At 63.7% G+C, this 13,214-nt stretch carries 12 protein-coding genes; 9 read left to right on the forward strand and 3 right to left on the reverse strand.

What is annotated here, in order from left to right; genetic code table 11:
• The 7 genes from NLM25_RS27915 to NLM25_RS27945 are packed head-to-tail and all read left to right on the forward strand — an operon-like array spanning position 1 to position 8,039.
• Positions 1 to 936 carry a carbohydrate ABC transporter permease gene (locus NLM25_RS27915; RefSeq protein WP_254120572.1) on the forward strand — a complete coding sequence of 312 codons (936 nt, stop codon included), beginning with the start codon at positions 1 to 3 and terminating at the stop codon, positions 934 to 936.
• Positions 933 to 1,772 carry a carbohydrate ABC transporter permease gene (locus NLM25_RS27920; protein ID WP_254139127.1) on the forward strand — a complete coding sequence of 280 codons (840 nt, stop codon included), beginning with the start codon at positions 933 to 935 and terminating at the stop codon, positions 1,770 to 1,772. Before NLM25_RS27915 ends, NLM25_RS27920 begins: the two co-directional genes overlap by 4 nt.
• Positions 1,769 to 2,821 (forward strand): ABC transporter ATP-binding protein, encoded by a 1,053-nt coding sequence (locus tag NLM25_RS27925; RefSeq protein WP_254139128.1) that lies wholly within the window; start codon positions 1,769 to 1,771, stop codon positions 2,819 to 2,821. Before NLM25_RS27920 ends, NLM25_RS27925 begins: the two co-directional genes overlap by 4 nt.
• Positions 2,822 to 2,825: 4 nt before the next feature.
• Entirely contained in the window at positions 2,826 to 3,599 is a 774-nt protein-coding gene (locus NLM25_RS27930; protein ID WP_254139129.1) for a GntR family transcriptional regulator, read from the forward strand.
• 32 nt (positions 3,600 to 3,631) lie between these two features.
• Positions 3,632 to 5,275, forward strand: a complete 1,644-nt coding sequence (locus NLM25_RS27935; RefSeq protein WP_254120580.1) for an arylsulfatase — start codon at positions 3,632 to 3,634, stop codon at positions 5,273 to 5,275.
• 3 nt (positions 5,276 to 5,278) lie between these two features.
• Positions 5,279 to 6,253 carry a formylglycine-generating enzyme family protein gene (locus NLM25_RS27940; protein ID WP_254139130.1) on the forward strand — a complete coding sequence of 325 codons (975 nt, stop codon included), beginning with the start codon at positions 5,279 to 5,281 and terminating at the stop codon, positions 6,251 to 6,253.
• A 1-nt stretch (position 6,254) separates the two neighbouring features.
• Positions 6,255 to 8,039, forward strand: coding sequence for a chloride channel protein (locus NLM25_RS27945; RefSeq protein ID WP_254139131.1), 1,785 nt, complete (start codon positions 6,255 to 6,257; stop codon positions 8,037 to 8,039).
• A 5-nt stretch (positions 8,040 to 8,044) separates the two neighbouring features.
• Here the strand turns inward: NLM25_RS27945 and NLM25_RS27950 are convergent, their stop codons facing one another.
• Genes NLM25_RS27950 through NLM25_RS27960 form a run of 3 tightly spaced genes read right to left on the reverse strand, consistent with a single transcriptional unit; the run spans position 8,045 to position 11,518 of the window.
• Positions 8,045 to 8,767, reverse strand: a complete 723-nt coding sequence (locus tag NLM25_RS27950; RefSeq protein ID WP_254120585.1) for a GntR family transcriptional regulator — start codon at positions 8,765 to 8,767, stop codon at positions 8,045 to 8,047.
• Between the two features lie 28 nt (positions 8,768 to 8,795).
• The gene (locus NLM25_RS27955) at positions 8,796 to 10,391 is read right to left on the reverse strand and encodes a GMC family oxidoreductase (protein ID WP_254139132.1); all 1,596 of its coding nucleotides are present in this window, start codon (positions 10,389 to 10,391) and stop codon (positions 8,796 to 8,798) included.
• Complete coding sequence (locus tag NLM25_RS27960) at positions 10,391 to 11,518, reverse strand: mandelate racemase/muconate lactonizing enzyme family protein (RefSeq protein WP_254139133.1); 1,128 nt, start codon at positions 11,516 to 11,518, stop codon at positions 10,391 to 10,393. The genes NLM25_RS27955 and NLM25_RS27960 overlap by 1 nt, the downstream gene beginning before the upstream one ends.
• Before the next feature lie 122 nt (positions 11,519 to 11,640).
• Between NLM25_RS27960 and NLM25_RS27965 the strand changes: the two genes are divergently transcribed.
• Together NLM25_RS27965 and NLM25_RS27970 are read left to right on the forward strand one after the other, a co-directional pair.
• A complete protein-coding gene (locus NLM25_RS27965; protein WP_375167846.1) occupies positions 11,641 to 12,396 on the forward strand; it encodes an ABC transporter permease in 756 nt (251 codons plus the stop codon).
• Positions 12,393 to 13,202 (forward strand): ABC transporter ATP-binding protein, encoded by an 810-nt coding sequence (locus NLM25_RS27970; protein WP_254139135.1) that lies wholly within the window; start codon positions 12,393 to 12,395, stop codon positions 13,200 to 13,202. Before NLM25_RS27965 ends, NLM25_RS27970 begins: the two co-directional genes overlap by 4 nt.
• Positions 13,203 to 13,214: the final 12 nt, after the last annotated feature.

A 13,214-nucleotide genomic window follows, 5' to 3' on the forward strand; every position in this document is an offset into this window, starting at 1 on the left:
ATGGCGACGACAGCGGTGACATCGGTCGACATTGCGAGTGAGGCGCCTCGCAGCGATTTCGGCCGCGTATTGGCGCAGCGCGAGCGCCGGTTTGCAGCAGCTTTGCTTGCACCGGCGTTTCTCGCCCTGCTCGCCACGACGACGTTTCCGCTGCTCTTCCTGGTCTATACCAGCGCGTTCCGGATGGATCTGGCGATGCCGTTCACCAACGGCTTCGTCGGGTTCGAGAACTACCAGGTGCTGCTTGCCGACGAGCGCTTCTGGACCTCGCTGCTGGTGAGCCTCGTCTATACCGGCTCGACCGTCGCGCTCCAGGTCATCATCGGGCTGGCGCTCGCCTTGCTGGTCATGGACATGAAGCGCGGCCAGGGCTGGTTCAGGGTTATCGCCATCCTGCCCGTGGTGCTGTCGCCGGCCGTGGTCGGCATGATCTGGCGCACCTTCATGCTGGCCCCCGAATTCGGCATCGTTGATTTCCTAGCGATCAATGCGGGGCTCGGCAGCAAGAACTGGCTCGGCGATCCCACGCTCGCGATGGTCTCGGTGATCGCGATCCATACCTGGCAGTGGACGCCGTTCGCGTTCATGGTGCTGCTGGCTTCGCTGGCCTCTCTGCCCGAGGACATCTACGAGGCCGCGCGGCTCGACCGTGCCTCCGCCTGGCAGCGTTTCCGTCGCATCACCCTGCCCTTGCTGCGCCCCGCAATCGTGATGGTTATCATCATGCGGACGATGGTGGCGCTGACCGCGTTCGCCGCGATCTTCACCGTCACCGCGGGCGGCCCCGGCACGGCGACCGAGATCCTCAATCTCTATGCCTATCGGAAATCCTTCACCGAGCTGTCGATCGGCTACGGCTCGGCGCTCGCGGTGGCGCTCTTGATCGTGACCATCATCATCTCCGGCATCCTGTTTGCGATGCGGAGGGCGAAATGACTGCAAAGCGCTTTCGCGTTATCGCCTTGCTCGCGATCTCCATGGTCTTCCTGCTGGCCTGGGCATTCCCGATCATCTGGAGCGTGCTGAACTCGCTCAAGACCGATTCCGACGTGCTGGCCTATCCGCCCAAGCTGGTGTTCGCACCGACACTCGAAGCCTATCGCGACGTGCTGTTCGGCTCGGGATCGATCCTGCCGAACCTCCTCTCCAGCGTCATCATCTCGGTCGGCACCACCATCGTCACCATGCTGATGGCGGTGCCAGCGGCCTATGCGCTGGCGCGCTTGCGCTTTCGCGGCAAGAAGTTCGCGGGCTTTTACGTGTTGGCAACGCAGATGCTGCCGCCGGTCGGCATCATCATCCCCTACTTCCTGGTGCTGCGGAACATTGGCTGGATCGACACCTATCAGGGCATCATCCTGATCTACCTGTCGTTCTCCCTGCCTTTCGCGATCTGGCTGCTTGTCTCCTATTTCGAGGACATTCCCTTCGAGATGGAGGAAGCCGCCTATCTCGACGGTGCTAGCCGACTGAAGACATTGTGGCGCATCATCATTCCGCAGGTCCGCGGCGGCATCGCTGTGACCGTCGTGTTCGTGTTCCTCAATGCGTGGAACGAGTTCCTGTTCGCCGTCGTGCTCAGCGGCAACACGGTGCGTCCGGTCACGGTCGCCATGTTCAATTTCGTCTCCGTCGAGCAGACGCTGTGGGCCAAGCTCGCAGCGGTCTCGGTCCTTGCCATGCTGCCTGTCGTCGTGCTCGGCGTGGTCGCACAGAAGCATATCGTGAAGGGCCTGACGGTCGGTGCAGTCAAGGGCGGAGGGCGACGATGAGCGGCCAGGGCCAGGTCAGTTTTCGCAACATCGTCAAGATGCACGGCGAGTTCGCCGCGCTCAAGGGCGTCAATTTCGACATCAAGCCGGGCGAGTTCTTCGCTCTGCTCGGTCCCTCCGGCTCGGGCAAGAGCACCACGTTGCGCATCCTCGCGGGCCTGGATGCGCCGACCGCCGGCCGCGTGCTGATCGACGACAAGGATGTCACCTCGACCGATGCGCGCGACCGCGACATCGCGATGGTGTTCCAGAGCTACGCGCTCTACCCGCACATGACGGTAGCCGAGAACATCGCCTTCCCGCTGGAGATGGCCAAGCTGCCGAAGGCCGAGATCGCGCCCGCCGTGAAGGATGCGGCACGCAAGGTGAAGATCGATCACCTGCTCGACCGCAAGCCCGGCCAGCTCTCGGGCGGCCAGCAGCAGCGCTGCGCGCTGGCCCGCGCCATCGTGCGCAAGGCGCGCCTGTTCCTGCTCGACGAGCCGCTGTCGAACCTCGACGCCAAGCTGCGGCTTGAGACCCGCGCCGAGTTGAAGAAGCTGCAGCGCTCGCTGGGCGTCACCGCAGTCTACGTCACCCACGACCAGGAAGAGGCCATGACGCTCGCCGACCGCATGGCGGTGTTCATGTCCGGCGAGATCCAGCAGGTCGGGACGCCCGCGGAAGTGTTCGCGCGCCCGAACTCGATCGACATCGCCGGCTTCATCGGCAATCCCCCAATGAACCTCGTCCCCGCCCGTTACGTGAATGGCGACGTCATTGTCGCCGGCCATCGTCTCAAGACGACGACCACGACCGCGGGTGAGCGCGACGTGGTGGTCGGGCTTCGCCCCGGCGCCCTGCGCATGACGGAGGGCGGTCTCGGCGCGCGCGTCGACCTGATCGAGGACCTCGGAGATACCGCCGTGCTCGATCTCGACTGCGCCGGCACCATGATCCGCATGCGCGTCGCCGACGGCAACATTCCCGGCGAAGGCGACACGATCTCGATCACGGCCCGACCGCAAGACATTCACCTGTTCGATCCAGCGACACGCATGCGGCTCTGACACCATGGCTGTTCCAACGCGCAAGAAGAAACCTGCACCGCTCGGCAGCGACGTCGTCGCGGAGGGCTCGACGCCCCTGCATATCCAGATCCGAGAATCCATTCGCAGCCAGGTACGCGACGGCAAGCTGATCGACGAGACCGGCCGCCTGATGACCGAAGCCGAGCTCGGCCGTCATTTCGGCGTCAGCCGCATCACCATCCGCAACGCCATCGCGCCGCTGGTGAACGAAGGCATGTTCGACCGCTCTCGCGGCCGCGGCACCTTCCTGCGCTCGAACCAGCCCGAGAACTGGGTCGGTCACCTCATGGGGTTTTCGGAAACCATCCGCGACGCTGGCTACCAGGCCGGTGCAAGGATCCTGCAGCAGGGCATGACCAACCGGCACGACGCCGCCGTTCGCGAGCAGCTTCGCGAACGGGCCGTCTGGCAGCTTCGACGCCTCCGGCTCGCGGACGACACGCCGATCGCGATCGAGCATGCCTTCTATCCGCCGGACATCGGTCTCGAGCTCGAGAAGCGCGATCTGATCTCGATCATCATGTACCGCGTCTTCGAGGACGAGCTCGGCCTCGCCATCAAGGATGCGCAGCAGACCATCAGCGCTGATCTCGCCGACGCAAGCAGCGCCAAGCTGCTCGGCGTGAAAGTCGGCTCGCCGCTGCTCGCCATCGAGCGCGTCACCTTCGGCAAGGACGGACGGGCGCTGGAGCTGCTGCGCGCCGTCTATCTGCCGAAATATTTCCGCCTCAGCATCAGCCTGACGCGCCGCCACTAACTACGCCACACGTCAATCACGAGGACACAAACATGCCGAATGGCGCAAAGACCCCTGAGAGCCCTAACATCCTGCTCATCCTCAACGACGACATGGGCTTTTCGGACATCGGCTGTTACGGCGGCGAGATCCAGACGCCGAACCTCGATCGCCTCGCGGCCAACGGGCTGCGCTATTCGCAGTTCTACAACACCGCCCGCTGCAGCCCCTCGCGCGCCTCGCTCCTGACCGGCCTGCACCCGCACCAGACCGGTATCGGCATCCTCACCTACAGCAACGGACCCGAGGGCTATGCCGGCAACCTCAACAAGAGCTGCGTGACAATCGCCGAGGCGCTGAAGAGCCGGAACTACACGTCCTATCTCAGCGGCAAATGGCACATCGCCAGCAGCCTCACCGAACCAACCGACGCCTGGCCGATGCAGCGCGGCTTCGACCATTTCTACGGCACCATCATCGGCGCCGGCAGCTTCTATCATCCAAACACGCTGACGCGCGGCAACGACAATATCGAGCACGAGGCTGAAAAAGATCCATCGTTTTTCTATACGGACGCGATCAGCGACCAGGCCGCCGCCTTCATCCGCCAGCACAAGGCGGAGAAGCCTAACGCGCCGTTCTTCCAGTATGTCGCCTACACGGCGCCGCACTGGCCGCTCCATGCCCATGACGAGGATATCGCCAAATACAAAGGTCGTTTCGATGCGGGCTGGGACAAGCTGCGGGAAGAACGCCTCAAGCGCCTCGTCGATGACGGCATCATCCATCCGAACTGGCGCCTGACCGATCGCGACCCGACCCAGCCGCCGTGGACCGACGCCGAGCAGCGCGAATGGACGCTACGTTGCATGGAGGTCTATGCGGCCCAGATCGACCGCATGGACCAGGGTATCGGCCGCATCCTGAAGGCGCTGGAAGAGACCGGCCAGATGGACAACACGCTGATCATTTTCCTGTCCGACAACGGCGCCTGCGCCGAGGACATTCCGGAAGGCGTCACCGCAAAGGAGCTGGTGGACCAGCTGATGATCGCCAAGGCCAAAACGCGCGACGGCAAGCCAGTGCGCTTCGGCAATGATCCAACCCTGATGCCCGGCGCCGAAGACACCTATCAGAGCTACGGCACGGCGTGGGCCAATCTCTCCAACACGCCATTTCGGCTCTACAAGCACTGGATCCACGAAGGCGGCATCGCAACGCCGTTCATCGTGCACTGGCCGCGCGGCATCTCCGAAAAGGGCGGCCTGCGGCACAATCCGAGCCAGCTCACCGACGTGATGGCGACCATCCTCGACGTCACCGGCGCCACCTACCCCAAGGAGTACAACGGCAACGCCATCCTGCCCTGCGAGGGTGAGAGCCTTGTGCCGTCATTCGCGGCGGCCTATGGCAACCGTGGCCCGCTATTCTGGGAGCACGAGGGCAATGCGGCCGTACGCGTCGGCAAGTGGAAGCTAGTGCGGAAATATCCAGGACCGTGGGAGCTCTACGACATGGAAACGGACCGGACCGAGATGAACGATCTGGCCGCGCAGCATCCGGATCGCGTCCGCGAGATGACCGCGCAGTATCAGCAATGGGCCAGCCGTTGCGGCGTGATCCCGCGCGAAAAGATTCTCGAGCTGATGAAGGCGGAAGGCGGGACAGCCTTTTGGGAGGAAGAGAAGCAGAAATAGGACATGACGAGGGATCGGTCGCACTGCTGCACTCAAGGCGCCGCCGACAAGGCACCGGCGGCGATCGATGATGCGCAAGCAGCGATCCTTCCCAGTCCGACCGCAATCCCGCGCCGCTGGAGCAAACTGATCGGTGGAACCTTCCACATGGGATCGGCTGACAAGGTCTTTGTCGAAGACGGCGAAGGCCCGGCGCGATCAGTCACGTTGTCGTCCTTTGCGATTTCTTGCCACGCCGTGAGCAATCTGCAATTCGGCGACTTCGTCCGTACAACGGGTTACATCACAGAAGCTGAGCGCTACGGCTGGAGCTTTGTCTTCGACGGACTTTTGCCGGAGGAGACGCGAGCGGCGCACACGACCCGCGTCCAGGAAACACCGTGGTGGATCCAGGTACTGCATGCCTATTGGGCGCAGCCGGAGGGGCCGTCGAGTAGCGTCCTCGAACGGCTCGATCACCCGGTGGTCCATGTCTCCTGGAATGATGCGCAGGCCTATTGCGCATGGTCGGGCACGCGCCTGCCGACCGAAGCGGAATGGGAGATGGCCGCGCGCGGCGGATTGGATCAGGCGACCTACCCTTGGGGCAATGAGCTGCAGCCCGGCGGCGAGCATCGATGCAACATCTGGCAGGGCGATTTTCCTGATCGTAACAGCATGGACGACGGCTATTTCGGCACGGCGCCCGTTCACGTCTTCACGCCGAACGGCTATGGCCTGCACAATGTCGCCGGAAATGTCTGGGAATGGTGCGAGGACTATTTTTCGCCGAGCTATCACCGCCTCACGCCATCACGAGACCCCTTGAACCACGAGCCAGCTCCCAACCGATCGATGCGCGGCGGGTCCTTCCTCTGCCACGAGTCCTACTGCAACCGCTACCGCGTTGCGGCGCGAAGCTCCAACACGCCCGACTCCTCGTCGAGCAATATCGGCTTCCGTGTCGTGCGCGCTGAACCGCTGCGGGATCCGGCATAGGATGGCGCCGCATGCCTCGAAGCCGACCCAAGCTCCCGGGATCCGTCTGCTGCCGCTCTTTCTGCGCAATTTCGTGCGCAATCGCGAGACCGGCCTCGTCCTGGTCGCCATCGTCGTCGGATGCCTCAGCGGCGTCCTGGTCGCTGCGATTTCCAGTCTTAGCCAGGTTTCGCACGCACTGCTGTTCGACATTCCCTTCGACGCGCATCTCAGCGCCACCGGCGTGATTTCCTGGCAGCGCACGCTGCTGATCCCGATGCTTGGCGGCCTGGTACTCGCGTTGATAGGACTGTATTTCGCGCGAAGGGTGAAGGGCCAGCAACTCGCCGACGCCATCGAGGCCAACGCTCTCTACGGCGGCCGGGTGTCTTTTCGGGGCAGCCTTCTGATCTCGATCCAGACCCTGCTGTCCAACGGGTTCGGTGGGTCGGTCGGACTGGAAGCCGGCTACACCCAGATCTGCTCGATGTTCGGCTCGCACGTCGGCCAACGCCTGGCCGCGCGGCGCAACGACATGCGGCTGTTGGTGGCTTGTGGCGCTGCGGGCGCTATCAGCGCGGCGTTCTCGGCGCCGCTGGCCGGCGCCTTCTACGCCTTCGAGGTCGTGCTGGGTGCCTACACTTCCGCCGCCCTCGTGCCCGTCATCGCAAGCGCCGTCACCGCGTGGCTGGTCGCGCGGCAATTGACACACCAGTCCTTTCTGATGGTACCCGGCTTCCCCTCGCCCGTGTCGGTCGAGATGATCGGGCAAACCGTACTGATTGGCATCATCTGCGCGTTCGTCAGCATCCTTGTCATGCTCGCGGTCGCGTTCTCGGAACGCTGCTTCCAGCGCGTCACGCTGTTCAAGGGATTGATGCGGCCAATCCTCGGAGGCTTTCTCCTCGGCGGCTTTGCTCTGCTGACCCCGACCGTGCTGGGCGCCGGCCACGGCGCAATGCAGATCCTGCTGGTCAGCAACCCGACCGGGCTCCTGCTCACGACGACCATCGTGCTCAAGATCCTGGCCTCCGCCATCTCGCTGGGCTCCGGCTTTCGTGGCGGCCTGTTCTTCGCTTCGCTGCTGCTCGGCGCGCTGATCGGGCAGCTCTACAGCGTCGCGCTGAGCGGCCCGCTCCCCACGCTCGCCCTCCAGCCCGGCACGGCCGCCATCGCGGCGCTCGCCGCGCTCGGGACCCGCGTGCTGGGGGCACCATTCAGCATGGTCTGTCTCGCGCTCGAGATCACCGGCGATTTCTCGGTGACCGTCGGGGCCGTTGTTGCGTCAACGGTCTGCGCGCTGATCGTCCGGGAGCTGTTCGGCTACAGCTTCGCGACATGGCGCTTCCATCTGCGCGGCGAGGCGATCCGCGGCCCGCAGGACATCGGCTGGGTCCGGCAGATGAGCGCAGCCTCGCTGATGCGCACCGACTTCGAGAACGCGCTGACGACAATGCCGATCGGCGAGGCGCAAAAGCTGTTTTCCCCGGCGCAGGTCCGCCAAGTCGTGCTGCGCGATGCCAACGGCATCTATGCCGGCATCGTCGCAGCCGCGACGCTGCATTCCGTCGCCAACCAGGACGACGAACCGTTGGGATCGCTGGCGCAGCAGCAGGACGAATGCCTGCTGCCGACCACCTCGGTCCGCGAGATCTTGAAGGCTTTCGAACGGAGCGAGGCCGACGTTCTCGCCGTCGTGCACCGAGCCGACCATCGCGCCGCGATCGGCACCTTGAGCGAGTCGCATGTGCTACGGACTTACGGAGAGGAGCTCGAGCGCCGGAACCAGGAGCTGTTTTCCCGGTAAACCCGTTACGGCCGCAGGTCCATGTCGATCCGCACGAAATCACCTCGATAGGTCACTTCGCCGAGATAGATCACGGTACGGTCCCTGGCTGTGAAGACACGGCGGACTTCGGCAACCGGCGAGTTCAGGGGCACGCGCAGCAGCCGCGCCGCTTCGATATCCGCGGTGCCGATCGTCAGGGTCTGACGGGCGCTGGCGATGGCGGGATCCCTGAGATCATTGAGAATTGGAATCACGGTCTCGTTGCGAAAGCGTTTTGGTGACCTGCGAAAAATCTTCTCGTCGAGATAAATAGAAATGACGCAGTAAGGCTGCTTTTCGCGCGAATGCAGGCGGCGCATGAATACGTACTTCTCGGCCGGCTTGCCGTCTTCGGGAAGCAGTGGCGCATCGCTGCGGCTTTCCGAGATGTTGATGATCTCCGGCGAGGTGTCGCGATACATGTCCGCGAGGTCGGATAAAGTAGTCTCGACCTTGAGCCAGCGATCCTGCCGCACGGTCCCGGTGACGAAGGTGCCGCGGCCCTGCTGCGCCTCGATGACGCCGTCCCGGGCGAGCAGCTCGACGGCCTGCCTTATCGTGACTCGCGACACGCCGAACTCGGTCGCCAGCTCCTCGTTGGCCGGCAGGCGAAAGCCCTGGGTCCAGATGCCGCGCGCGATCCGCTGGCGGAAGATATCCGCAATCTGCGCGTATTTGGGGACGTGACTATCGGAACTCAATTCCATCTCGTCCTCCAGTAATCAGGCGGCCCAATTAGGCCATGACAAGGGCTGCACCGCGTTCGCCGATCATCAGGCTGGTCGCATTGGTGTTGGCCGAGGTGATCTGCGGCATCACCGAGGCATCGATCACCCGGAGCCGTTCAACGCCGCGCACGCGCAGTTGCGGATCGAGCACGGCTGCCTCGTCTCGGCCCATGCGACAGGTCCCGACGCAGTGAAACACGGTGCCGCCGGTGGTCCGCGCAAAATCCCACAGCCCGGCGTCGTTGCTTGCGGATTCGCCCGGCACCATTTCGACGTCCCAGAGCGGGCGAAACGCCTTTTGCTGATATATCTCGCGCAAGATCTTTAGGCCCGCGACCACGGTTTTGCGATCGATCTCCTCGGCAAAATAGTTCGGCGCGATCCGCGGCTGCTCGAACGGATCGGCCGAGCTGATCGCAAGCTGCCCGCGCGATTGTCCGTGGCACTGCCAGACCGAGGCTGTGAAACCGGAATAGCTGTGCAGTGGCTCGCCGGGCTTGTCGACCGAGAGCGGCATCACGTTGAACTGCACGTCTGGACGGCCATCAAGCGCGAATTCGGTGCAGGCCGCGCCACCCACCTGTCCCGCTCCTACGGTCAAAGGCCCCCTGCCCGCCAGCATCCATTGCAACCCCATCTTCGCAAGCTCGACGGGATTGCGGACTTGGTCATTGAGCGAGATCCGCTCTTTCAGGCGCACGATCAGCCGGGCCTGATAATGGTCCTGCAGATTGGCGCCGACTTCGGGCGAGTCGGCAATGACGGGAATATCGTGCTTGCGGAGCAGATCGGCCGGGCCGACGCCGGAGAGCTGGAGTATCTGCGGCGACTGCAACGCGCCACCGGACAGGATGACCTCGCGATCGGCCGCAGCGTTGTGCACCTGCCCATTGCTGATCCACTCGACGCCGGTCGCGACGCGGCCGGCGAAGGTAACCTTGCTCACCTGTGCGTGCGTGATGATGGAAAGATTGGGCCGGTCGGCGATCGGCCGAAGAAACGCGGATGCCGAGCTGGTCCGCCAATGCCGCCCGATGCCGAGCTGATAGGTGCCCACGCCGAGCGTCGTCGCGCCGTTGAAGTCGGGATTGCGCGGCAGGCCGAACTGCACGCCCGCCTCGACCCAGGCTTGTGATGCCGGATTGTCGTTGCGGAGATCAGAGACCTCGAACTCGCCGAGGCCGCCGTGAAACTGGCTCTCGCCGCCACGATAGCGCTCGTAGCGCCGGAAGTAGGGCAGCACTTCGCGATAGCTCCAGCCATCGGCGCCGAGGCGCTCCCAATCATCAAAATCCTCGTGCTGGCCGCGGATGAAGATCAGCCCGTTAATCGACGAGGATCCACCGAGCACGCGCCCGCGCGGCCAGACGATGGAGCGCCCGCCGCTTCCTTCCGACGGATCGGTCCTGAACAGGCGCGAGAAGCGTTCATTGTAGATGGTCCGGTAGTACCCGACCGGAAGTTTCAGCCAAAAGTTCCGATCCGATCCGCCCGCCTCCAGGAGCAACACGCGACAGGTCGGATCGGCCGACAACCGGTTTGCAACCACGCAGCCGGCCGATCCCGCGCCGACGATGATGTAGTCGTAGCTTTGCCTGGACATCACAGCGTCCGGTACTGTTCGATCGACGCAAGATCGGGCGTAATGCCAAGACCAGCCTCGTCGCCAAGCTCGATCATTCCGTCCCGGACATCAAGCACCGGCCCGCAGAAGAGATCGCGCAGCGGATTCTCGTTGCTATCGACCTCCAGCAGGCCGTCGCCGCCGACGCCGGCCAGAAGATGCGCCGATGCCAAGAGGCCAATGCCGGCACCGAGATAGTGAGGGCAGAACATTTTGCCCGACTTCAGAATGTCGCGGGCAATGCCCACGCAAGCCGACAGCCCGCCCCACTTGGCGATATCGGGCTGAACGACACCGAGAACCGGCTCGCCCAGCACCTCGGCAAAGCCCGCGTGACTTGCGATGTTCTCGCCGGCCGCGAGTGGAAAGCGGATGGCTTCGTACAGCTGCTGCCATTCCTGCCGCGGGCGGTCGGCGACAAGCGGCTCCTCGAGCCAGGCAAGTCCGAAATGCGCGAGCTGCGGCGCAAGCTCGAGCGCCTGCGCGATAGTCCAACCCTGATTGACGTCGGCTGCGAGCATCCCATCGCCGACAAGCCGGCGCAGCGCCGTGAGATTGGCGCGGTCGGCCGCCGGGTCGAAGCCGATCTTCAGCTTCAAGGCGCGGTAGCCACGGCCGAGCGCGGCTTCAGCGGCTTGCTCCGACCCGATTGGATTGATGCCACTGGCGTAGACCTTGATCTGGTTCCGCGATCCGCCGAGCAGCTTCCATAACGCAACGTTCTGGCGACGCGCGTGGAGATCCCAGACCGCGAGATCGATACCGGCGATCGACTGCGCGAACGGCCCCGCCTCGCCGGATTGCAACGCGAGCACCGCGGTTCCCTGCGTCAGGCGTGCGAACGTATCCGAAGGCTGCTTCGCCTTGAATCCGACAAGGGCCGGCGCCAACACCTCGTTGACGAGGCGAACACGATGCTCGGCGCCCGGCGCTGGAAAGTTGCACCATACCTCGCCCCAGCCCACGTAACCGTCGGTATCCTCGACCCGGACGAAAACGGCCGGCCGGTCCGCCATCCGCCCAAACGAGGTGATGACCTGCGTCTTCAGCGGGTATCGGAAGCCGAAGGCTTCGACGCTGCGGATGGTGAAGGGAGGCGATGTCATGCGCGAAAAGCCTGCGGCACCTACGACCAAAGGCGCCTCTTGTATGGTCATCCTATTTATAATATGACCTCTGAAAACATCAATCGCTATCTGGGTGGACGCGTCGAATGGACGGAGCTGGCGTGAGACGCTTTGTTCTCGGATTGACACCGTGGATCGGTGCGATCCTGCTCTGGTACGCCGTACGCTGGAGCGGCTTTGTCAACGTCACGCTGATCCCCGCACCGCATCAGGTTGCGGCAAAGTTTGTTGAGCTCCTCACCAAGGAAGGCCTGCTGATCGACGTCTTCGCCTCGACCCGTCGCGTCCTCTTCGGCGTCTCGCTGGGCATCCTCGTCGCCGTCCCGGTCGGCTTCCTGCTCGGCTGGTATCGCCCGGCGCGCACCTTCGCGGATCCCATGATCAACTTCTTCCGCGCGCTGCCGCCGATCGCGCTGATCCCGCTGGTGATCGTCTATTTCGGCGTCGACGAGGTCGCAAAGCTCGTCATCCTGTTCTACGCCTCGTTCTTCTCCGGCGTGATCGTGATGTATGAGGGCGTCTCGCAGATCACGCCGCTCTACATCCGCGTGGCGCAGACGCTCGGCGCCAATCAGGCGGAGATTTTCCGCAAGGTGATCATTCCCCTCACCGTCCCGCATATACTCACCGCACTGCGCGTCGCGTTGGGCGTAGCCTGGGCAACGCTGGTCGCATCCGAGCTGATCGCGGCCCAGCGTGGACTCGGCGCCATGATTCAGAACGCTTCGACCTACTTCCTGCTCGACGTTATCTACGTCGGCATCATCTGCATCGGCCTGATCGCGCTGATCATGGACGTGATCTTGCGCAAGATCACGGCGCGGCTATTGGTCTGGCAGGATCGGGCCGTCGCATGATTAAGCGTGCACAGTTCGAAAACGTTTCGTTGTCCTTTGATACGGCGAAGGGGCGCCTCAACGTCGTCGAGAACGTCAGCTACGACATCAACGACGGCGATTTCATCGCCGTGATCGGCCCGTCCGGCTGCGGCAAGACGACGATGATGAGCATGCTCGCCGGCTTCCAGAAGCCGACGACCGGTAACGTGTTGTTCGAAGGGCGTCCCGTCGTCGGCCCCGGTCCCGAGCGCGGCGTCATCTTCCAGGAATATGGAGTGTTCCCGTGGCTGACGGTGAAGAAGAACATTGCCTTCGGCTTGACGCTCAACGCCAACCATGTCCCGACGGTCGAGCGCGACGCGATCTGCGACCATTATCTCGGCCTGATGGGGCTATCGGACTTCGCCAACTCCTATCCGAAGCATCTGTCCGGCGGCATGCGCCAGCGGCTCGCGATCGCGCGCGCCTATGCCGTCAAGCCGCAGTTCCTGCTGATGGACGAGCCGTTCGGCGCGCTCGATGCGCAGACCCGCTCCAATATGCAGAACCTGCTGCTCAACGTGCTCGCTACCGAGGGCAAGACGGTGATGCTGATCACCCACTCCGTCGAAGAGGCGATCTACCTCGCCTCCCGCATCGTGGTGGTGACCGCGCGACCGGCGCGCATCCGGGAAATCATCGACGTGCCGTTCGCCTATCCGCGAGACGAATCGATCCAGGAGCGGCCCGAATTCAGTGAACTGCGCAGCTACATCAAGCAGCTCGTGATGGACGAGTACCGCGCCCAGCAGGCGCAGATGCGTCCAGTCTCATTCTCGGAATAACAAACGAAACGG

The organism is Bradyrhizobium sp. CCGB01, assembly GCF_024199795.1.
Lineage (GTDB): Bacteria > Pseudomonadota > Alphaproteobacteria > Rhizobiales > Xanthobacteraceae > Bradyrhizobium.

Excerpts from the sequence above, each read along its gene's own strand:
- NLM25_RS27915 (WP_254120572.1), top strand. The coding sequence starts at position 1 with ATGGCGACGACAGCGGTGACATCGGTCGACATTGCGAGTGAGGCGCCT.
- NLM25_RS27930 (WP_254139129.1), top strand. The coding sequence starts at position 2,826 with ATGGCTGTTCCAACGCGCAAGAAGAAACCTGCACCGCTCGGCAGCGAC.
- NLM25_RS27935 (WP_254120580.1), top strand. The coding sequence starts at position 3,632 with ATGCCGAATGGCGCAAAGACCCCTGAGAGCCCTAACATCCTGCTCATC.
- NLM25_RS27955 (WP_254139132.1), bottom strand. The coding sequence starts at position 10,391 with ATGTCCAGGCAAAGCTACGACTACATCATCGTCGGCGCGGGATCGGCC.
- NLM25_RS27970 (WP_254139135.1), top strand. The coding sequence starts at position 12,393 with ATGATTAAGCGTGCACAGTTCGAAAACGTTTCGTTGTCCTTTGATACG.
- NLM25_RS27945 (WP_254139131.1), top strand. The coding sequence starts at position 6,255 with ATGGCGCCGCATGCCTCGAAGCCGACCCAAGCTCCCGGGATCCGTCTG.
- NLM25_RS27920 (WP_254139127.1), top strand. The coding sequence starts at position 933 with ATGACTGCAAAGCGCTTTCGCGTTATCGCCTTGCTCGCGATCTCCATG.
- NLM25_RS27940 (WP_254139130.1), top strand. The coding sequence starts at position 5,279 with ATGACGAGGGATCGGTCGCACTGCTGCACTCAAGGCGCCGCCGACAAG.
- NLM25_RS27950 (WP_254120585.1), bottom strand. The coding sequence starts at position 8,767 with ATGGAATTGAGTTCCGATAGTCACGTCCCCAAATACGCGCAGATTGCG.
- NLM25_RS27925 (WP_254139128.1), top strand. The coding sequence starts at position 1,769 with ATGAGCGGCCAGGGCCAGGTCAGTTTTCGCAACATCGTCAAGATGCAC.
- NLM25_RS27960 (WP_254139133.1), bottom strand. The coding sequence starts at position 11,518 with ATGACATCGCCTCCCTTCACCATCCGCAGCGTCGAAGCCTTCGGCTTC.